6 protein-coding genes are annotated in these 21,735 nt (G+C 76.5%); all 6 read left to right on the plus strand.

What is annotated here, in order from left to right:
• Window positions 1-88: 88 nt before the first annotated feature.
• Genes rosag_RS06820 through rosag_RS06845 form a run of 6 tightly spaced genes read left to right on the plus strand, consistent with a single transcriptional unit; the run spans window position 89 to window position 21,714 of the window.
• Window positions 89-691 (plus strand): hypothetical protein, encoded by a 603-nt coding sequence (locus rosag_RS06820; protein WP_284349309.1) that lies wholly within the window; start codon window positions 89-91, stop codon window positions 689-691.
• Window positions 688-10,905 (plus strand): DUF6603 domain-containing protein, encoded by a 10,218-nt coding sequence (locus rosag_RS06825; RefSeq protein ID WP_284349310.1) that lies wholly within the window; start codon window positions 688-690, stop codon window positions 10,903-10,905. Before rosag_RS06820 ends, rosag_RS06825 begins: the two co-directional genes overlap by 4 nt.
• Window positions 10,892-13,051: a hypothetical protein gene (locus rosag_RS06830; protein ID WP_284349311.1), complete on the plus strand. Its 2,160-nt coding sequence runs from the start codon at window positions 10,892-10,894 to the stop codon at window positions 13,049-13,051. Before rosag_RS06825 ends, rosag_RS06830 begins: the two co-directional genes overlap by 14 nt.
• A gap of 19 nt (window positions 13,052-13,070) precedes the next feature.
• Window positions 13,071-14,066 carry a hypothetical protein gene (locus tag rosag_RS06835; protein WP_284349312.1) on the plus strand — a complete coding sequence of 332 codons (996 nt, stop codon included), beginning with the start codon at window positions 13,071-13,073 and terminating at the stop codon, window positions 14,064-14,066.
• Window positions 14,063-17,959, plus strand: a complete 3,897-nt coding sequence (locus rosag_RS06840; RefSeq protein ID WP_284349313.1) for a hypothetical protein — start codon at window positions 14,063-14,065, stop codon at window positions 17,957-17,959. The genes rosag_RS06835 and rosag_RS06840 overlap by 4 nt, the downstream gene beginning before the upstream one ends.
• Window positions 17,960-18,015: 56 nt before the next feature.
• A complete protein-coding gene (locus tag rosag_RS06845; protein ID WP_284349314.1) occupies window positions 18,016-21,714 on the plus strand; it encodes a cell envelope integrity protein TolA in 3,699 nt (1,232 codons plus the stop codon).
• The last annotated feature ends 21 nt before the right edge of the window (window positions 21,715-21,735 follow it).

Raw genomic sequence — 21,735 nt, forward strand, 5'->3', positions numbered from 1 at the left:
GAGCTCGGGGAAGGCGAGTGCGGGACGTACGAGGGCAGCGAGCGCGAGGTCGGCGAGTGCGAGAGCGACGAGGGCGGGCGGCGATGCCATGCTGCATCTGCCCGCCGGCGACGTCGCGGTGCCGACGCTCGACTGGCTCGCGCCGCTCGACGCGCGCGCGCGGCTCGCCACCGGCGCCGCCGCCGAGATGGTGCGCGTGCCCGTGGCGATCGCGAACCGGCTGCTGCGCACCACCATCCGCCTCGTCGCCGACCTGCCGCCGCGAGCGTCCGGCGCGACGGTGTGGGTGCAGGGCGACAGCGAGCTGCTCGTCGACGCGCTCGCGGTGCAGCTCACGTGCGCGCCCGCGCTGGTCACCGTCGGCGTGCCCGTGACGTGCGACCAGCTGCAGAACAGGCCGGCCGTCATCCCCGTGCCGATCGCCGTCGGCACCGCGGAGCGGCCCGCGGGGCTCGTGATGGCGACGTTCGACCGCCTCGCGGGCCCCGAGGTCGTCACCGCGCGCTGGTCCGAGGCGATCGCCGCCTTCGCGTGGGAGGCGCTCGTGCACCTCGCGCAGCAGCTCAGCGCCGCCGTCGGCAAGGACGCCGCCGGCCGCCCGCTGGTCCCCGCCGCGATCGGGGCCGAGCAGGGCGTGCTGCTCGTGCAGCCGATGGCACGCCACGACCTGAGCGTGAGGATCACGCGATGAGCTTCACCGGCACCCAGCTCGACGCGTTCGCGCAGCTCGCCACCGCGCTCGGCATCCTCGACGACGGCGGCAGCCCGAACACCGCGTGGTTCGGCGATCCCGTGGGCCGCGCGCCCGGCAGCAGCACCGGCAATCCGCGCGGGCTGCGCAGCGTGCTCTCCGACGACGACCAGCGCGACGCGCTGCTCGCCTTCGTGGACGAGGTGCTCGGCGCGCCCGACCGCGAGGAGCGCGACGGCGCGACGTGGGTGCCGCTGTTCAGCGAGTCGTCGCCGCAGGTCACGATCTTCGCCGTCGTGCGCCCGGTCGCGAACGCGGTGCACCTCGGCATCGGCATCGAGCACGCGACGACCGGAGCCACGCCGACCTCCACGCCCACGGTGGCGACGCGGCTGCACGTGCCGCTCTTCCAGCTCGCGCGCGGCACCGGCCCCGCGCCCGCCGACTCGGGCGGGCTGCCCGGCTGGCTGCTGCTCGGGCGCGTGGGCGGCCGCATCCAGCTCGCGGTGGACCTCACGCTGGCGACCGGCGCGCCATCGCCGGGTGCGGCGTCGCTCGGCGGGCTCGCGCTAGGTCTGCAGGTCCCCACCGCGCCGGCCGACACGCTCGGCTTCGCGCTCTCGCTGCGCGACCTGCAGCTGCCCGGCGCGAGCGCGCCGCGCACCTTCGCGCTCGACGGCGACTCGCTCGCGGAGCTGCAGGCGGACGCGTTCGCGCTCATCGTGGGGCTCGTGCGCGCGCAGGCGGAGGCGCTCGACGTCACGCAGCCCACGCTGCGGCCGTTCGCCGCGCTCACGGGACTGCTCGGTCTGCGCGAGGTCACGGGGCTGCCGCCGCTGCCGCTCGCGGAGCTGACGACGCAGGGGCTGCCCGCGCTCGTCGGCTGGCTGGAGGCCGTGCTGCTGGCGACGCCCGCGCGCACCGCGTGGCTGCAGCAGCTCGCGCTGCTCACCGGTGCGACGGTGGACGTGCCGCGCACCGCGGTGACGTCGACGGTCGGCCCGCTGACGTTCAGCATCGGCGTGCGCGTCGCGCCGGGCACGGGCGGGCATCCGGTGCTCACGCCGTGGGCGGAGCTCGCGCTCGAAGGGCGCGCGGGCGCGCGCGTGCGGCTCGCGGCCGACCTGCTGCGCGCCGACACGCAGACCAGCTCCGTCATCGCGCTGCCCGACCTGCGCGCGGAAGCGGTGTTCGGGCAGGACGCGGGCGGCGCGCCGCTGCTGACCGGAAATCCCGCCGTCGGCAGCCTGCACGTCGGTGTCGCGGTCACGGGTCTCACGACCGAGGCGCGGCGGCCGACGTTCGTGCTCACGCTCGAGGAGGTGACGCTCGCGGGGCGGCACCACGCGCACCTCGACCTCTCGTCGCCCGAGGCGGCGCTCGACGCGGCGAGCACCGTCGTCGACCAGGCGCTGGCCGACGCGCTCGCGGGCCTCGGCGCCGCGGGCACGCTCGTGAGCCGGCTGCTCGGCCTCACGCCGCCGGCGGGGATCCCGGCGATCTCCGCGCCCGCGCTCGTCGCCGATCCGGTCGCGGAGATCGCGCGCTACTGGCGCGACCTGTCGCTCGCGCCGCCGGCGATGGCCGACGTGCTGGGCGCGCTGCGCGCGCTGCTCGCGGGCGGCGCGAGCGCGCCGGTGCCGGGTGCCGGCACGCGCGCCGATCCGTGGCGCGTGTCGCTGGTGGGACCGCTCGCGCTGCGCGCGTGGCGCGACGGCGACGAGCTCGCGGTGGACGCGGCGGTCGCGATCGTCACGCCGGTGATGCAGGCGATGGAGGTGGAGGCGACGCTCGGCGTGTCGCTCCTGCGCTCGGGCTTCGCGCCGCGGCGCGCGACGTTCGCGGGCGAGGCGCACGCGCGCCTCGAGCTGCGTCGCGCCGACGGCGAGCTGGCGACGCTCGACCTCGCGAACCTGACGCTGGAGCTGCGGCGGCTCGCGCTCGACGTGCGCTGGACGTCCGCCACGGGCGTGCGCGCCGCGCTCGACGCGGAGGAGCTGGCGCTGCTGGTGCGCGGCCTCTCGCCCATCGACGCGGCGCTGACGCGGCTCGACGTGCCGCTGCCGACGTTCGACGCGAGCGGCAACCTGACCTTCCCAGCGACTGCATGGGACGCGGTGCAGGACGCGCTCGTCGCGCTCGCGTCGCAGCTGCGCGTCCCGGCGCTCGACGTCGCGCTGTCGCTGCTCGGCTGGACGGGCACCGGGCCGCGGCTGCGGCTCGCCGCGCTCGTCGGCGCCGATCCCGCGTTCCCCGACGTCGGCGTCGCGATCCGCGCCTGGCTCGGCGACCTCGCGCTCGACTGCGCGCGGCTGGAGGCGGCGCTCGGTCCGGTGGCCGCGCTGCTCAGCGGCTTCACCCGCTCGCGCCCGTTCGGCACCGGCAGCGCACGCACGCCGTATCGCTGCCCCATCGCCGGCCACCGTCGCGCGCCCGGGCTGATCGCGTGGCTGGAGCCCGGCTGCCCGCCGACCGCGGACGATCTCGTCTCCGCGTTCAACGCGATGCACGCCAGCGAGCCGCCCGAGCCGGCGGTGCTGGTGGCCGAGCTGCGCGAGGCGATCGACACGCTGCCGGACGTGGCGGAGCTGCTGGTGGGGCGCGACGCGCTGCCCGACGGGCTGACGCAGCTCGTCGCGCGCTGGACCAACACCGACGGCATCGTCGCGATGCCGACCGCGCTGCCCGCGGGCGTGCGGACCGTGACGCTGCCCGGCTACTCGTACGACGAGCTGGTGGCGCTCGGCAGCGTCGGCGCGCTGCTGGGCGACGTGCTCGATCCGCTGCCCGCGGCCGTCGTGCACGTGGGCTGCGAGGCGACGTGGAGCACCGATCGTCCCGCGGGCCGCGCGTTCGACGCGACGGGTGCGACGGTCAGCGGCGCGCTGCCGGCGACGGGCACCGGCGAGTGGTTCGTGCGCCTGCCGCTGCCCGCGGACGCCGCGACGCTGCGGCCCGATCGCGGCGCGGTGGGCGAGCAGGCCGCGCGCCTCGCGCAGCTGCTGGCCGCGCGCACCGCGCCCATCGTGATCATCGGCTACGGCGCGGCGGGGGCGGCCGCGGTGCGTGCGGCGAGCGCGGTCGCGGCGGTCAGCGACGTCGTCACCGTCGGCACGCCATGGGCGGGGCTGGCGATCGACGCGCTGCGCACCGGCACGAGCGGCGACGCGCTGCGCTTCCTGGAGCGGATGCTGCGCCCCGACGCGCCCGCGTGGCCCGACCCGCTGCTGGCGCACGAGGCGACGCCGCTGCGCGTGATGCGCGGGCTGGTGACGCGCGCGCTGTCGCTGGTCGCGGAGAGCGATCCGCTGCCGTCGGCCGGGAGCGAGACGCCGCGCGCGGGGCTCGCGCTGCACGCGGCGTTCGGCGTGCTGGATGCCGACACGCTGGCGATGGGGCTCGCGGCGGTGTTCGCCGACGGGCTCGCGGCGCGCCTCGAAGCCGCGCAGGCCGCGGCCGGTCCCGAGCTGCCGCACGTCGCGCTGCACGTCGGCGCCGACGTGCCGGTGCTCGACCTCGACCTCGGCGGGCTGCTGGTGGGGGCGGGCGTGCGGCTGGAGCTCGCGTCGCTCACGCGTCCCGCCGCCGGCGCGGGGCTCGACGTCGCGGGCGTGCGCGGCATCGGCGTCGAGGTGCACCTGGGCGTGCACGACGGCTGGCTGGTGGGCGGGCCGGGCGCGCTGCAGCGCGACGTGGACGTGCGGTGGATGTCGGCGCACGTGCGCCTGCCGCTCGACGGGCGGCCCGCCGGGAACGACGACGTGGAGCTGGTGCTGCACGAGGCGCGCGCGTTCGGCGCGTACCGCGAGCGCTGGGTGGTGCGCGCGGACGGCGACGGCGTCCTCGCGACGCCGCCGCTGCCGGAGGTGCGCGTCATCCTCTCGGCGGTCGTCGCGCGGCTGCGCGCCGCGTCGCCAGCGCTCGCGCAGCTGCTGGAGATCGCGGGCATCGCGCGCGACGGCGGCCTCGATCCCGCGGGGCTCGACCGCCTGCTGTACGACGTGCAGGAGACCGCGACCGTCGCGATGGCGCAGGCGGAGGCGCTGGCCACGTCGCTGCGCGCGCTGGTCGCGGGCGCGACGGGCAGCGGCTCGTCGGTCGGATGGACGCTCGACGCGGGCGTGCCGGGTGGCAGCGGCAGCGCGACGCTGCTGTTCGACCTCGCGACGCGCACCGCGACCCTCACGGCCACGCGCGACGGCGGTGGCGTGCCGCCGCTCGCGATCAGTGCCTCGCTGTCGCCCGCGGGGCCGCGTGCGGAGCTCGCGTTCGGCGCGCTCGACGCGCGCGCGGGCGGGCTGCGGCTGGTCGCGCGCGCAGGCAACGGCGTGAGCGGCGGCGCGGTGCTGCAGCTGGAGTGGCAGCGGCCCGCGGCCGTCGGCGCCGCGACGACGCGCCTCATCCCGATCCTGCCCGCGCCCGACGCGGACGGGCTGCGCGCGCTGGCGACGGTCGCGCTGCCGGCGCTGCTCGCGCAGGCGGCGGCGGAGCTGGCGCGCTCGCACGTCGCCGCTGCCGCGCGGCCGGTGCTCGACGGCGCGCTCGACGTGCTCGGGCTGCTCGCGACGCCCGACCTCGCCGGGCTGCGCCACGTGCGGCTGCCGCTCGGACTGCTGGACGCGCCGGGCGCGTGGCTGCGGCACGGCGTCGCATCGTGGCGCGCGGATCCGGTGGGCAGCGCGGTCACGTTGCTCGACGCGCTGACGCCGCTCGTCGCGCCGGGCGCCGCGCCGGGCACGGGCTGGGCGCTCGCGCCGGGCGTCGCGATCCGCTACGGCAGCGACGCGGGACGGCTGCGCCTCGCGCTCGACGTGGCGATGGACACGAGCGTCGGGCCCGCGCCCGCGACGCCGGTGGCGACGCGCGTGCTCGCAGGCCTGCTCGTCGGACCGACGGGCAGCGCGGCGCCGATCCTCGAAGCCGGCGTGACGGTCGCGGGGCGCGGGCTGCAGCTCGCGATCGCGCCGAATGTTCGCGTCGATCTCCTGCGTCCGCCGCCGGCGGTGCCTCTGCAGCTCTATCCCAACGGGCCCGGGCTCGGCGCCGCGCTGGGCGCGGTCGCGGAGTCGGTGCTGCCGCCCGTGCTCGACGCGCTCGCGGGCCACCGCACCGACGCGGGCAGCTCGCTGCTGAAGGACGTCGGCGTCGCGGTGTTCGACCTCGGCGGCGCGATGGCGCTGCGCGACGGCGACGCGTTCACCGCCGCCAAGCTGTCCGAGTTCGCGGCCGATCCCACCGCGCGCCTGACCGCGCGACTGCCGCACCTCGTGAACGCGGGCGCCGCGGCGCTGGCGCACGCGCTCGATCCGGCGGCGTCGCGCGTGGCCGTTGCGGGACCCACCGACGGGAAGCTCACGCTCGGCTTCGGCGGCGCCGGCGCGGCGACCGCGCGCCCGGTGCGCGTGGTGCTCGACGGCGCGGCCGCCGCGATCGTGCTGCAGGCGACGCTCGCGCTTCCCGACGTCGGCAACGTCGTCGTCGAGGAGCTGCGCCTCTCGGCCGCCGGCGTGCGGATCGCGGCGCGCATCGGGCCCGCGCCGATCACGGTCGGCGCGCTCGTGCTGCGCCCGCTGGTCGTCGTGCGCGCGGGCGTCTCCGGCGCGGGCTTCACGCGCGCGCTCGGCATCGGCCTCGCCTTCGACGACGCGGCCGCCAGCTCGGTGGAGCTCCGCTGGACGCTCGACGCGAGCCCGCCGTCGCTGCGCGTGATCACGCGCGGCGCCGCGGGCGCGGTGCCCGACGCGACGCCGCTGACGGTCGCGACGCGGCTGCTCGCGGTGGCGGCGTCGCTCGCCGGCAGCGTGGCCGTCGAACGGCTGCGCCCCGTGCTGCCGCCGCGGGCGCGCGGCGCGCTGCGCGGCGTCGTCTTCACCGACGTCGCGGCGTCCACCGCGCTCGATCCGCAGCTCTTCCTCGACCTCGCCGACGGCATGCGGATGCTGGCGCGGCTGGAGCGGCTGCTGCTCAACCTCGCGACCGCGCCCGCCGCCGACGGCGGCCCGCTGTCGCTAACGATCGATGGCACGGTGACGATCGCGCTCGCGGGGCGCGACGTGGCCGGCGGCCGCAAGCAGCTCGGCGTCAGCGTGTCGCTCGTGCCCAACAAGCGCTACGCGATCGCCAGCGGCGACCCGACCGTCGAGCTGGAGGTCGACGCGTCGTGGGTCGATCCGGTCGTGCCGCCGGGGCTCACGATCTACGCCGTCGAGGCGACGACGGGCGGCGCGCCGACGTTCGCGTTCGTGCCCGCGGTGCAGATCGGCGGCATCGGGCTGCGCTTCTCGAAGCAGAGCGGCCCGCTGCTCGACCTGGGCGGCGTGTCGCTCGACGCGATCGCGGTGCACGTGTACGGCGAGGCCGCGCCCGCGGGCGTCGGCGCGGGCGTGCAGCTGGAGCTCGCGGGCTTCGCGATCTCGCCCGCCGGCGCGGGCGGATCGAACGCGGTCGCCAACGGGATCCTCGACGAGGCGGGCGGCGCGAGCCCGGCGAACCGGCCCGCGTTCAGCCCGGCGCTCGCGGTGCAGAAGCATCCGGGCGGGAACGCCGGCGTGTCGTTCCGCGCGGGCAGGCCGCCCGGCCCGTGGTGGGTCGTCGTGCAGCGGCAGCTCGGCCCCCTCTACGTCGAGCAGGTGGGGCTCGACACGGCCGAGACGAACGGGCGCGTGAGCCGCGTCGCGCTGCTCTTCGACGGGCGCGTGTCGCTGTTCGGGCTCACCGCCGCGGTGGACCAGCTGTCGCTGACGTGGCTCGGCGGCGACGTCTTCGACATCCGGCAGTGGGCGGTCGATCTGCAGGGCCTCGCCGTGTCGGCCGAGATGTCGGGCGTGTCGCTCGCGGGCGGGCTGCTGAAGACGACCGTGGGCGGCGGCGTCGGCTACGTCGGCATGCTGCTGGGGCGCTTCGGCGTCTATGGCCTGTCAGTTTTTGGAGGCTATTCAACCGTCGCGGGCGCGCCGTCGTTCTTCGTGTTCGGCGCGGTGAACGGCCCGATCGGCGGGCCGCCCGCGTTCTTCGTCACCGGCATCGGCGGCGGGCTGGGGATCAACCGCGCGCTGCGCGTGCCGAACGACATGGCGCGGTTCAACGAGTACCCGTTCATCCAGGCGCTCGACCCCGCGGCGACGGTGCCCGAGCCGATGGAGAAGCTGCGCGAGCTGACGCAGTACTTCCCGCCGCAGCCCGGCAACTTCTGGTTCGCGGCCGGCATCAGCTTCACCTGCTTCGCGCTGGTGGACGGGATCGCGGTCGTCGCGGTGAGCTTCGGCGCGGGGCTCGAGATCAACCTCATGGGCCTCGCGCGCATGGCGCTCCCGCGCCCGCAGGCCGCGCTGGTGTCGATCGAGCTCGGGCTGCTCGCGCGCTTCTCGACGGTCGAGGGCGTGTTCGCGATCCGCGCGCAGCTGACCGAGAACTCGTGGCTGCTCTATCCCGAGGTGCGCCTCACCGGCGGCTTCGCGCTCGCCACGTGGTGGAAGGGCCCCCTCGCCGGCCAGTTCGTGCTCACGCTCGGCGGCTACCACCCGAGCTTCCACCGCGAGGGCTATCCGGTGGTGCCGCGACTCGGGCTGATCTGGCGCATCACCGACGAGATCGTGGTGAAGGGCGGCGCGTACTTCGCCCTCACGTCCGAGGCGCTGATGGCGGGCGTGGACGTGGAGGTGAGCGCCAACTTCGGCTGGGCGTGGGCGCGCATCGCGTTCGGCGCGCACGGCATCGTCTACTTCGATCCGTTCTGGTACGAGGTCAGCGCCTACGCGCGCATCGCGGCGGGCATCAAGATCAAGACGTGGCTCGGCACGATCCGCTTCAGCGTGTCGAAGGGCGCGACGATCAAGGTGTGGGGCCCCGAGTTCAGCGGCGAGGCGACGATCGAGGTCGGGCCGTGCGACGTCACGGTCGGCTTCGGGAGCGAGCGCCGCATCGCGCCGCGCGTGCTCGACTGGCTGGAGTTCACGCGGAAGTACCTCGAGGATGCGGGTGACGCCGCGCGCGTGCTGTCGTCGATCACGGGCAAGGGGACGCTGCCCGCGTCCACGAAGGGCGGGCAGAGCGCACCGACGCCCGACGGCACCGACGCGCTGCCGTTCGAGGTGTTCGCGGAGTTCGAGCTGACGGTCGTGACGACGGTGCCGACGCAGCGCTTCGAGCTGGGCGGGCCGTCCGCCGTCGTCGTCGCGGTCCGGCGCTCCGACGGCGCGAGCGCGGCGCTCGGCCTCAAGCCGATGCGCGCCGGCAACCTCACGTCCACGCTGCGCTTCGAGCTGCACAAGCTGACGCGCAACGCGGCCGGCGCGGTCACCGCCGCGACGCCGATCCCCGCGCAGCTCGCGAAGGTGGCCGCACACAACGAGACCGGCACCGACGCGTTCCCGATCGGCGCGTGGGGCGCGCCCGATCCCGTGGGCCTGCCCGCGCCGCCGCTGCCGGCGGGCGACGTGCTGTTCGCCGGCAACCGCGTGCGCGTGGAAGCGGTGGCCGAGCAGCTCGATCGCGGCCCCGAGATCCCGTACCGCAAGGTGGAGGCGTCGCGCCGCCCGCTGCCGCTGCAGGCGAGCGGCAACAGCCGCGGGCTGCTGCTGGACCGCGCGAACACGGTCGCGCTGCCGACGGTCGCCAACGCGCAGCAGGCGCTGCTCGCCGCGCGGGCGCAGCTGTTCGCGCCGCGCGCCGCCGCGCCGACGCCCGGCGTGCTGCCGCGCGGCGAGCGCTCGCACCTGGCGCGCGCGACGTTCGCGGGCGACCGCGCCGCGCCGCCGATGTTCGGCACGCTGGCCGACGGCCTCGCGCGCCGCAACGCGGACGACGCCGCGGCGGAGGTGCAGGTGCCGCCGCCGCCCGCCGCGCCGCCAGCGATGCGCCCGCCGCGCGTGCTCGCGCTGATGACCGCCGGCACCGGCGTCGCGCGGCGCGAGACGCCGATGACGGTGAAGGACCGCCGCATCAAGCGCCGCGTCGCGCCGACGTGGCCCTCCGTGCAGACGCGCCTCGCGGTGCACCTGCCGGTGAAGATGGTCGCCACCGCGCGCCCCGCCGCGGAGCGCGGCCGCACGGTCATCGCGACCGCGGTCGTGCCGCGCACCGACGCGCCGGGCGCGCAGCGCTCGTACGTCGCGGGCCGCGCGGGCGGGCTGCGCGGGCTCGACGGGATCGTCGGCGGGCTGGCGCCCGCGCCCACCGATCTGCGTGGCGCGCGGAAGTCCGCCCGTGCCGGCACGCGTGCGGCCGAGCAGGAGCCGCAGCGGCTCGCCGCGGGCGACCTCGTGGTGCTCAACCTCCCCGATGCCGCGCTCGACGTCGACGAGCGCGCCGAGGCGCGTCCGGTGCTCGCGGTCGCGGGCGGCGCGCGCGTGACGATGGTGCGCGGCGACGGCACCGTGCTGCTCGACGCGCTCACCGGCCGCGAGCCGAGCGAGCGCGTGAGCAGCGTGCGCGTGCCGGTGGGCACGGCGCTCGTGAGCGTGCAGGCGGACGGGCAGCTCGACGTGGCCGAGGGCCTCGCCGGCTGGCACGAGCAGGCGCGCGTCGCCGCGCTCGGCTCCCACGTCGCGCTGGGCACCGGCTGCACGCTCGCGATCGAGGCGCCGCACGCCGCGCCGCAGCTGGGCTGGATCACCGCCGCCGACGCGGTGCGCGGCGCCGCGCGCGTCACCACGCGCTTCGACCGCGCGGGCGACCGTCCCGTGCGCACGGTGGTGGTCGTCGTCGCGGACGCCGAGGGCGACCGGCTGGAGGGGCTCGATCTCGTGTTGCGCGGCGCGGCGCGCGCGAAGGAGAGGGACGGGACGCTGCGCGCGCCGGCCGTCGTGCTGGTGGGCGGCCATGCGGCGCTCGTGTACGCCGTCGAGCCGGAGCGGAGCGCGCCCGTGCTGGTGGGCGTGCGCGCGGGCGGCGATCGCCGCATCGCGGGCGTGCTCGCGGGCACGACGCCGGTGGACGACGTCGCGCGGCTGATCGCGGAGCGTGGCATCGTCGCGGTCGCGGGCCGCATGCTCGCAGGCGCGGGCGCGGGCTGCACGCTGCGCTGGGTCGGCGGTCCGGTCGTCGCGCCGCCGTCGCGCGGCGGTGGCGGCCGCAAGACCGCGAGGAAGGCGACGAAGAAGACGACCACGAAGGGTGCGGTGAAGAATGGCGTGAAGGCGCCGGCGCAGGGGCTGCCGACCGCCGTGCGGAAGTCCACCACTCCGAGCGGAGGGCGCGGCAATGGCCGTCGGTGAGGGCAGGTTCGTCCTGTACACGCGCATCGAGCCGCCGCTGGAGGCGGGCGACTACCGGCTCACCGCGCGGCAGGTGCTCGCCGCGTCGGGCCCCGACGGGCCGCTCGACGAGGACGACCTCAGGGTCGCCGCGCTGCCGACGCACTTCCGCGTGCGCGCGCCGCGCTACCAGCTGCCGCCCGACCAGGTGCTCTCGACGTACCCGCCCGCGAACAGCGAGGGCGCCTTCGGGATGCGGCTGCCGCAGGTCGTCATCAAGCGCCGCACGCTGCCGTGGGAGCGGCTGCTGTCGCCCACGCGCCGCGGCACGCCGTGGCTGGCGCTCGTGCTGGTGGCCGAGGGCGAGGCGGAGCTGCGGATGAACGAGAAGGTCGCGGACTGCGTGACGCCGGGCGTCGTGCTCGACGGGCTGCCCGACGTCGAGGTGGGCAACACGCTCGTCGTGCAGCGCTCCGTCGTGCACCGGATCTTCCCCACGCAGCTCGACGTGCCGCTGCTCGCGCATGCGCGCGAGGTGGACATCCACGACACGGAGCTGATGATGGGCGACGACGACGGCTTCCTCGCCGTCGTGATCTCCAACCGCCTGCCGCTGCCCGGGAAGGACGCGCGCGGCGACGAGGCGCCGGTGAAGTACCTCGCGTGCCTCGTGAACCTGGAAGGACAGTTCGACCGGCTGCTGGAGCGCGCGCCCGATCCGTCGCCGTTCACGGTGCGGCCGCTCGTGCTCGCGAACGCGGTGATGAGCGTCGCCGCGTCGGACCACCTCGCGATGGGCGCGTCACCCGTGTCGCCGCCCGCGGGCGTGGGCCCGTTCCTTGGCGGGCTAGCGGTCGCGGGCGGGCTGGCCGCGGCGGAGGAGGCGTCGGCGGCCGAGGCGGCGCTCGCGGCAGCGGCGATCGACGGCGCGACGGTCATCCGGCCGCGCACCGTCACGCACGACGACGTCGGCACGACGGGCACGCGCTCCGACTGGTCGCGCGCGGACGTGCGCGCGGGCAGCGACGTGTACGTCGACATGGCGCGGCCGTTCTCGCGCGCCGACCGCTTCGATCCGTCGGTCGTGCTCGACCCGACGTACCGCTTCCCGGTGCTCCTGCACTGGAGCTTCACGTCCACGGGGAGCACGACCTTCCGCACGCTGATGGAGCACCTCGACTCGGGCCTGCTCGGCACGCTGCCGGAGGTGCCCGCGGGCGAGGAGCCGCCGCGGCTCGAAGGGCGTCCGCCGCTCGAGATCGTGGAGACGGGCCACGTGGGCCTCGTGCACCGCACGCGGCGCGGCGACGAGGCGCGCATCTGGTACCGCGGGCCGTTCGTCGCGCACCCCACCGTCGATCCGCCGGAGGGACGCCTCGCGCTCGCGCACGCGGCCGACCAGCTGCGCATCGTCGTGCCGGACGGCCGCGAGGACCTCTCGCTCGCGGGCGCGTTCGAGATCGGCCGTCTCATGGCGCTGGCGCGGCCGAGCATCGTCGCCGCGCTGCTGCGGTGGCGGCAGGTGCACTACCAGAGCGCGCGGCGGCAGGCCATCTGGGACGCGCAGCGCCCGTTCCTCGTCGCGCTGCTCGGCGCCGCGCTCCCGGAGCGCATCCCCGTGGACTTCGGCGTGCACCTCGGCCGCGCGCTCGCGGGCGCGATCGCGGCGCGGCCCGAGACGTTCGTCGGTGCGCCGCGCCCGCTGGTCGACGCGGGACGCCCGCTCAGCGTCGACGCGAGCACGATCGAGGCGCTGGCGGCGGGCTACGCGCTGCCGCCCGCCGTGCTGCGCGGCGACCTGCCGACGGTGCTCGGCCGCCTGCGCGCGACGGCGCCGGAGGCCGCGCCGATCCCGTCCGCGGTCGGCATCGACCGCGTGACCGGTGGGAACGGCAGGAACGGCGTGAAGCGCACCGCACGCACGGCGGCCACGCGCGCGGCGGAGCGGGCCGCGCAGCTGGAGCGCGACACGCTGGTGGCCGCGCTCGACGCGCAGGTCGCGCAGCTGGCCGCCGACACGCTCGCGCACGAGCTGCGCGCGGCGGCGTACGCGCGGCGCGGGCGCGGTGCCACGAAGGCCGCTGCCGCCGCGGCGGCGCCCGATGCGCTCGACCGGCTGATCGACGCGCTGGGCGGCTTCGCGCCCGACGACAACGATGACGCCTGACGACGAGGGCTGACGCGCCATGAAGATCGACGCGACCGTGCTGATGACGTCCCTGCCGCTGCGCGTGGCGGCGCCCACGCCCGACGTGCTGCGGGTGGACGAGCGCGCCGACACGCGCGCCGCCGCGGCGCCGGGCCTCGACGGGATGCCGCCCGAGCTGCGCGACTGGCTCGTGCGCCTGCGCCTGATGGACGGCGTGCCGTTCGCGTACCTGGTGGCCGACACCGCGCTGCTGCCCGAGGAGTCCATCCGCTGGTTCTACGTCGACCGGCGGTGGACCGACGCGCTGGTGCAGGGCGCGCTGAGCGTCGGCACCGTGAACTCCGACGACCGCACGCAGCTGACCGCGGAGTATCCCACCATCCGCGAGTCGCTCGACCGCGCGGAGCGCAACCAGCGCCGCCGCACCGGCGCGATGTGGCTCGACGGCCCCGCGGGCCCGGTGAGCGGCTTCATCCTGCGCTCGCGCGCGGTGAGCGGCTGGCCCGCCCTGCACGTGCGCGCCTTCAACGTCGATCCCGCGGAGGGCGACGAGGCCCCGTTCGAGGAGGGCGATCCGCAGCGCATGCGGCTGCTGCGCCTGGAGCGCCTCGCGCCCGCGGTGCTCCTCTGCCTGTTCGACGGCATCCCGACGGTGGTGCACGTCGAGGAGCCGCGGCAGGGCGTGCAGTTCGGCTTCGATCCCGCGGAGGCGAACGGGCAGCTGCGCCCCACGCTGCGTCCGCGCAACGCGACGACGTTCGAGTACCTGGGCGGCGCGGCGATCGACGTGCCGTTCCGCGCGGGCGCGTCGGGCGTGGTGGACATCCAGCAGCTGGAGCGGCGGCTGAAGGCGCGGCCGGGCACCGGCGCGGGCGACGGGTTGTCGAGCGCGGAGTACGCGCTGCAGCTCGTGCGCTTCCCGTTCCGGCAGGTGTTCGGCGACGTGAACCGCCCGCCGGTGCCGACGGTGTTCCGCCCGACGGTGTCGTACGAGACGATGGTGCGCCTCTTCACCGCGAGGGTGCAGCCGTGAGCGACACACCGCTGACCGGCGCGCTGGTCGCGCGCGCGGTCCTCGACCGCCGCTGGACGGTGCTCGCGCGCACCGGCATCGACCTCGCGGGCGTCGCGACGTGGGACCGGACGCTCGATCGCCGCACGCGCATCCTCGTGCCGGTGGACGTGCAGGCGTTCGTCGTGCCGAGGACGGGCGGCGAGCCGACGGTCGCGGTGACCGGCACGCCCGCCGGCGACGGCAGCCCCGGCGACCCGCCGCCGTTCGCGGCCGGCGCGGTGCGTCCGTCGGGCGTGCACCTGCACTGGGCGATGCCCGACGCGCTGCTGCGCGGGCGGCAGCGCAAGCCGTCGACCAACGGCGCCGACGATGCGCGCGACGCGGCGCTCGAGCTGCCGCGGCTCCCCGACCGCTGGGTGGTGTTCCGCGCGCTGATGCCCGACGGCGCGGCGCAGGCGCAGCTGCGCGGCTGGGTGATCGACGCGCGCACGCAGTCGGTGACGCCGCTCGCGACGTTCAGCGGCACGCCGGCGGCGCCGCCCGCGGGCGCGCTCACGCTCGATCCGCTCGACGGCATGGCGGGCGGCTCGCTGCTCTGGACCGCGTCGTACGGCGCGAGCGCGGGGCGCTTCGCGTTTCACGATCCGCTCGACGACGTGCCGAACGCGCAGGCATCGCACGGCGGCCAGGCGGTGTACGTGGTGGGCGGCTGGTGGGACGACGTCGCGCAGGATCCGCTCGCCGCCGCGCGCGGCACGAAGGGGCTGGACGCGCGGCTCGCGGAGCTGGGCTGGAGCGTCGTTCACGACGTCGCGGACACGGTGCAGCAGGCGCAGGAGGACCCGCGCGTCGTCACGATGCGCAACGCGATGGGCCTCACGTCGCCGCCGAGCGAGCCGATGGTCAGCGTCATCACGGCCGAGGGGCGCCCGGTCGCGCGCTCGCTCGGCGCGGCGTCGGTGCGTGCGGCGGTCCCGGTGAGCAAGGCGACGAAGGTGATGGTCGGCCCCTCGCTCCCGACCTATGCGTCGCTGCTGCACGGCGCGGTGCTCGGCGTCCCGATCGGCGGCAGCGTGCCCGCGGGCGTCGACGACCGCCCCGCGTCGGCCGACATGCAGGTCGCGATGGGCCTCGACGACGACGACCTGGTGGGCGCGTTCGGCGCGACGACGCTCGGCACGGGCGCGCAGCATCGCGCGTCCGCGGAGCGGCTGGCCGCCGCGTTCACGAGCGACCTGCTCGACCGCCTCGCGACGCCCGACGGCGTGGACGACCTCGCGGAGCGCGAGCACGGCGACGGCTTCCTCTCGTTCCCCGGCACGCCGCTCCCGGGCACGCGCCCCGATCGGCTGCGCGCGGAGGACGCGGCGCCCATCGGCCCGACGGGGATCGGGCGGAAGGGGCGCGGCGCGCTCGCGGCCAGCGTGCAGGAGCGGCTGGGCGCGGAGCTGCGCTGGAAGTCCGACGCGATCGACCTGATGGAGCGCAAGCGCGGCGCGCCGTCGCGCGCCGAGCAGTCGCGCGCGGGCGCGCTGCGCGACGCGCAGGAAGGCATCGCGCGCGAGCGCACGTCACGTCCACAGGTGCGCGAGGTCGTGCGCCCCGCGCCGCGCTGGTTCCGGCCGCTGCCGCCGATGGTCGCGATCCGCGGCGCGCATCCCAGCCATCGCCATCACGGCGACGGGCTGTTCGACAGCGAGGGGCGGCTGCGCTGCCGCTATCCGCGCGAGTGCGTGCCCGCCTGGAAGGGCGTCGTGCGCGGGCAGGACGTCGTGCCGTCCATCAGCTCGGGCGCGGTGCCGCCGGAGATGCTGGCGATCGTGCGCGAGGCGGTGCTGCTCGATCCGTACGCGCACGCGTGGCTCGCGGCCGCGGGCGCCGCGGCGAGCGGCGGTGGCCGCACGCGCGTGCCCGCGCTGGAGACGCGCCTCGCCGGCGAGATGGTGCGGCTGTACGGGACCGAGGGGCGCTACGACGGCGGCAGCCACCTCGCGCCGACCGGGCGCAACGCCGCCGCGCGTGATTCATGGCAGGGCGTTGGTGTGAGGGAGAGAATGCTCGACCTCGAGGTCGCGACCGAGCTGTCGCGCCACGCGCTCCTGGAAGGGATGCCGCCGAGCCCCGTCGCGATCACGACGTGGCGCCAGCCGTGGGTGCCGCTCTGGCTGGAGTGGCGCGTCACGCTGCGCGGGCGCGAGGACCTGGAAGGGTGGACGCTCGACGGCCTCGATCTCGAGGCCGCGACGCTCGCCGCGCCGACACGCACGCTCACGTACCAGGGCCGCAGCCCCATCGGGCAGGGGCTGTCGAAGGCGCTGCACGGCGCCATCCTGCGGTGGCTGGAGGCCGAGCAGCAGCGCGACGCCTCGCCGGCCGGTGGATTCATCAGCGACGCGGACGAGGCGGCGCTGGCGCGACTCGCCGACCTGCTGCTCCCGCTCGACCTGGTGTCCGCGTCGCTCGACGGCATCCGCGAGCAGCTGCTCGGCATCCCGTACGACGGCAGCGAGCCGCGCGGCACGCCCGGCCCCGACGGACGCGAGCGGCTGCGCGCGACCGCGGCGCCGATCCCGCTGTTCGGCGGCACGCTGACGCTGGATGCGTTGCGGCTGGTGGACGCGTTCGGCCGCGTGGCGGACGTGCCGACGGCGACCGTGCGCACGACCGCGACGCTGGAGGTGGATGGCGCGCCCGCGGCGATGCGGCTGCGCCCGCGCCTGCAGCATCAGGCGCGCTGGCTGTGGCGGCTCGTCGATCCCGCGCATCCCACGACCGCCGATCCCGCGCTCGCGCCCGAGGCGTTCGTCGACCAGCTCGATCCGCAGCTCGCGGTGAACCCGGTCGCGGGCTTCCTGCTCCCCGACCACATCGACGAGGCGCTGGAGCTCTTCGACGTGCACGGCACGCCCCTCGGGCAGCTCGCACACGATGCATTGAGCGGCGCGGTGTTCTGGGAGCCCGCGCCCGGCCGCCCGCTGCCGCCGGATGCCGGTCCGCTGGCGGGGCTCGCGCCGCACGACGTGCTGGTGGGCGAGCTCGCGTCCGGCGTCGTGGTGTCGGATGTCGCCGCGCGCGCGCAGGCCGCCGCGCCGGATTCGAGCGCGCTGTCGGCGATGCTGCGCGCGATCGACACGACGCTCTGGTCGGTCGACACCTTCGCGTCGGTCGGCTCGCCGACGGTCGCGGGATTGGTGGGGCGCCCCATCGCCGTCGTGCGCGCGACGCTCACGCTCGACGCGCCCGACGATCTCCCGGACGTCGACGTGACGGCGCCCGGCGGCGCCGACGCGCGGCGCGCCGCGTTCGCCGCGATGCGCGAGCAGCGCGTGCCCGTGCAGCTCGGCGCGCTCACGCGCAGCGACGACGCGTTGCTCGGCTTCTTCGTCGACGACGACTACACGAAGCTGCACCTGGTCGACAAGGTGGTGGCCGCGACCGCGCGCGACACGGGGCGGCACCGCGGGCAGCTCGGCCTGCTCGGCGCCACCGACGTGCCGGACGTCGTGCCGCTGGCGCACCCGTACGTGGTGGCGGAGGACCAGCTGCTGCTGCGGCCCGGCCAGACGGTGCGCCTCACGCTGCTGATGCTCCCCGCGGGCCAGGTGCACCTCACGTCGGGCGTGCTGCCGCGCAAGTCGCTCGCGCTCGCGCACGACTGGGTGATGCCCGGCCTCCAGGCGCTGATGCCGAGCGTGCGCGTGGGGCCGCTGCTCGTCGATCCGTCGGAGATCCGGCTGCCGCTCGTCGCGTCGCTCGGCGAGCGGCAGACCTTCACGCGCCGCACGGGACCGCTGACGTGGCGCGACGACCCGATCGTCGCCGCGACGCAGACCGCGCTGCTCCCGCGCCTCCCGCACGAGGCGCAGGAAGGGTGGATCCGCGTGCTGCCCGAATCGGGAGGTGCCCCGTGAGCGCGCAGCGACGGAAGACGACGACGAGGAAGCGATCCGCGCGCTCGCGCGACGCCGTGCCCGACGAAGCGCTGGCGGCGGTGGAGGATGCCGCGGTGCAGCGCGCGGTGGCGCAGCGCGCGAGCCGCAAGGCGCAGCGCCGCGGCCGCGCGCTGCAGCGCGCCGCGTTCCTCGCCGAGCGCGCCGGCGTGTTCGACGAGCGCGCGCTGAGCGAGGCGATGGCGAGGCGGCTGGCCGCCGATGAAGAAGGTGCGGGCGACGACATCGCGAGCGCGCTCCCCGGCAGCGACGTGAAGCGCTGGGTGCCCATCGGCCCGTCCGTCGTGCGGCGCGGGCAGGCGGAGGGACGGCCGCGCGTCACGGGCCGCATCCGCGACGTGCAGCTCAGCGCCGACGGCCGGCGCGCGTACGCCGCGAGCGCGAAGGGCGGCGTGTGGTACAGCGACGACGCGGGCGCCAGCTGGTCGCCCGTCGGCGGCTGGTCCGATCGCGCCGCGCGCGCGGGCGGCAACAACAACGCGAAGACGTGCGGCTGCCTGCTCGCGCACTTCGGCGCCACGCCCGCCGACGACTACCTGCTGGTCGGCACCGGCGAGACGATCCCGTGGACGCTGTCGAACCTGCCCGTGCGCTCGACGTCGAAGCAGGGCGGCGTGGGCATCCTGGCCGCCGCGGCGCCCGGCACCGCGGCCGTCGGCGCCGCGGTGTGGGAGCCCGAGGCGGGCATCGCGCAGCTCGAGGGGCTCGGCGTGTTCCGCATGGCGCGGCATCCCGCGAGCGTGCCCGGCAAGGCCACCGGCGCCGATGCCGACCGCGTCGTCGCCGCGACCAGCGGTGGGCTGTTCCTGGGCACGCGCGCGATGGTGGGCGGCAACGCGCAGTGGGCGTGGGCGAAGCTCGCGGGGCTCGACACCTTCGTGGGCGGCGTCGCGACGGCCACCGACGTGCTCTGGCTCCCCGGCGGCGCGAACGGGCGCCTCGTCGTCGCGGTGTACGGGCGCGGCGTCGCCATCAGCGACACGCTCGGCGCCGCGGGCGGGTGGCGCTGGATCACGGGGCTCACGCCGTCGCCGCTGTTCAACCGCGGCCGCATGAGCATCGCCGGCCCGATCGGCACGCGCGTGTACGTGCTCGGCGAGCGCACGGTGGCGGGCACGCAGACGCCGACGCTCTGGCAGGTGGCGGACGTCACCATCGCCGCACCGGCGGCGACGGTCGTCGCCGGCGTGCCCGCGAACCTGTGGGGCACGCAGATCGACTACGACCAGTGCGTCGCGGTGCTCGACGCCGCAGGGACGGACCGCGTCTTCTTCGGCGGCAGCACCGTGAAGCCGTTCGGGACGGCGGAGTGGTCGGCGTCGCTCTGGTGCTTCGACGTCGGCGCGGGGCCGGCGCTGAACGCGGCGCCCGGCATCTCGCAGGTCGGCGTGCCGACGACCGCGGCGTCGCCGCAGGCGGGCGCCGACGTCGCGGGGCTGATCGGCAACAACGTGCACGCGGACATGCACGTGATCCGCCTCGTGCGCCCGCCCGGCACGCCGCCGGATCGCGTGCAGGTGTGGGTCGGCTGCGACGGCGGCGTGTTCTGCTCGGCGCTGGGTGGGCGCGTCAACACCTTCGCCGCGCGCGCCGTCGGGCTGGCGACGCTGGAGCCCGGCTACATCGCGCACCATCCGGGCTCCGCCCACTACGTCGCGATGGGCGCGCAGGACAACGGCACGCAGGTGCGCACCGGCGACACCGTGTGGGAGGAGGTGCTGGTGGGCGACGGCGGCGGGCTGACGTTCCACCCCGTGCGTACCGACTACCTCGTCGCGCAGTACCTCGGCGGCGTGTGGCTCGGACGGCCCACCGCGGGCTTCCGCGATCCGCTGAACCGCGTCGCGGGCGGCTCGTACGCGCGCGGCCGCGAGTCGGGCGTGTCGAGCTTCTACTCCGGCCCCGCGGCCGTGCGCGCGTCGGCGACGCAGGGACGCATCGCGATCGGCACCAACCGCGTCTGGCTGAGCGACGACGTCGGCGGCGCGTTCAACACGTGGGGCGTCATCCCCCAGGCGGCCGGCACCGTCGTCGACGCGAACCCGCTCGGCACCGATCCGGTGGCGCAGCAGGCCGTCGGCGTGCCGGTGCCGGCGATGGGACCCGTGGTGCAGCTGCGCTGGGTGTCGCCGACCGAGCTGCTCGCGCTCTACGCCAGCGGCATCGTGCGCCACGTCGAGAACCCGACGACGAACGTGTGGACGTCGACGGTGCTGGTGCCCGGCGCCGCCGGCGGTCCGACGCTGGCGTCGAACCTGATGACCGACATCTGGCCGATCGCGGGCACGCAGGACTTCTACGTCACGTGCGTCGGCAACGTCACCGCGTCGGCGGCGGCGCGCGAGGACACGTGCTGGTTCTACGAGCAGGCCACCAACACGCTGCACCCGACGGGACTGCGGCAGGCGCTCGACGGGCCGGGCACGCCGCCGGTGCCGGTGGGGCCGCTCGATCCGGCGTACGCGGTCGTCGTGGATCCCGCGGCGACGACCGACGTCTACGTCGGCACGGTGACGGGCGTGTGGAAGGGGCTGCGCGCGGCGCCCACCGGTCATCTCTGGTCGCCCTTCGTCAACGGGCTGCCGCAGGCGACGGTGCAGGACCTCGCGCTGTGGACCGATCCGGCGGGCGCCGCCGGCGCGCCGCGGCTGCTGCGCGCGGCGGTGCAGTCGCGCGGCCTGTGGGAGGTGCGCCTCGACGCCGACGAGGTGCAGCAGACGTACGTGCGCGTGCATGCGCGCGACGACCGCCGCGTCTTCCCGACGCCGATGGCCAACGCGCGCCGCGCGCCCGGCGCGACGCCGCACGTCGTGCACGCGAGCCCCGACATCGTCGTGCGCCCGCGCGCGAATCCGGTCGCGGCGCCCGCGTGGCAGCTGGGATCCTCGGGGAAGATCTTCGGCGGCAGCGTCCCGCACTACCAGCTGTGGACGTTCCAGACGGCGTTCCGCTGGCACTATCCCAGCCTCCCCGCCGACGGCGTGTTCAGCGACCAGCTCGGGGACCTGATCGAGCTGCACCGCGCGAAGCTCGGGCTGTCCGCGGGCCGCTTCATCGACCAGGCGCTGTGGAACGCGGTCGTCGGCGGCACGCGGCTGGACGCGTCGGGCGCGGTGAGCACGACGGCGACCGATCCGCTCGCGGTCTACCGCGCGCCGTGGCAGTCGCCGGCGGCGCTCGACGCGCTGGCGACGGAGGTGGACCTGATGGAGAGCGTGGTGCCGCGGCGCGACGTCGGCGACGTCTGGGAGGTGTTCAGCGAGCGGTGCACGGTGGACGTGCTGATCCACCACCGCGACACGCGCCCGCTGAACGCGAACGACGCGTTCGTGACGCTGCTCTGGCGCTCGGGGCCAAGTGCGACGGCGCTGCTGGCGAGCGCGATCGGGACCCTGCCGGCGTACGCGGCGAGCCTGCTCACCGGCACTCCCATGGCGACGCCCGCGGGGTGGATCCTCGGCGGTCCCGGCGCGGGTGTGGCGATCCACCGGCTGAACGCGACGCTCGACGCGCGGCTGCCGCGCGCGGTGCCGATCGACGTCGACCTGTCGACGGTGGCGGCGGGCCACCGCGTGCTCTTCCTCGGGCTCGTCGGCTCGAACGTGGATCCGTTCACGACGGCGCCCGTCGGCACGCCGGCGACGGTGTCGGACCTCGTGCGCGCGTGGCCGTACGCGGCGATGCGGCTGGTGCGCGTCTTCCCGCGGCCGACGTGAGGCGCGCGGTGAGGCGCGCGG

Source organism: Roseisolibacter agri (genome assembly GCF_030159095.1).
GTDB lineage: Bacteria > Gemmatimonadota > Gemmatimonadetes > Gemmatimonadales > Gemmatimonadaceae > Roseisolibacter > Roseisolibacter agri.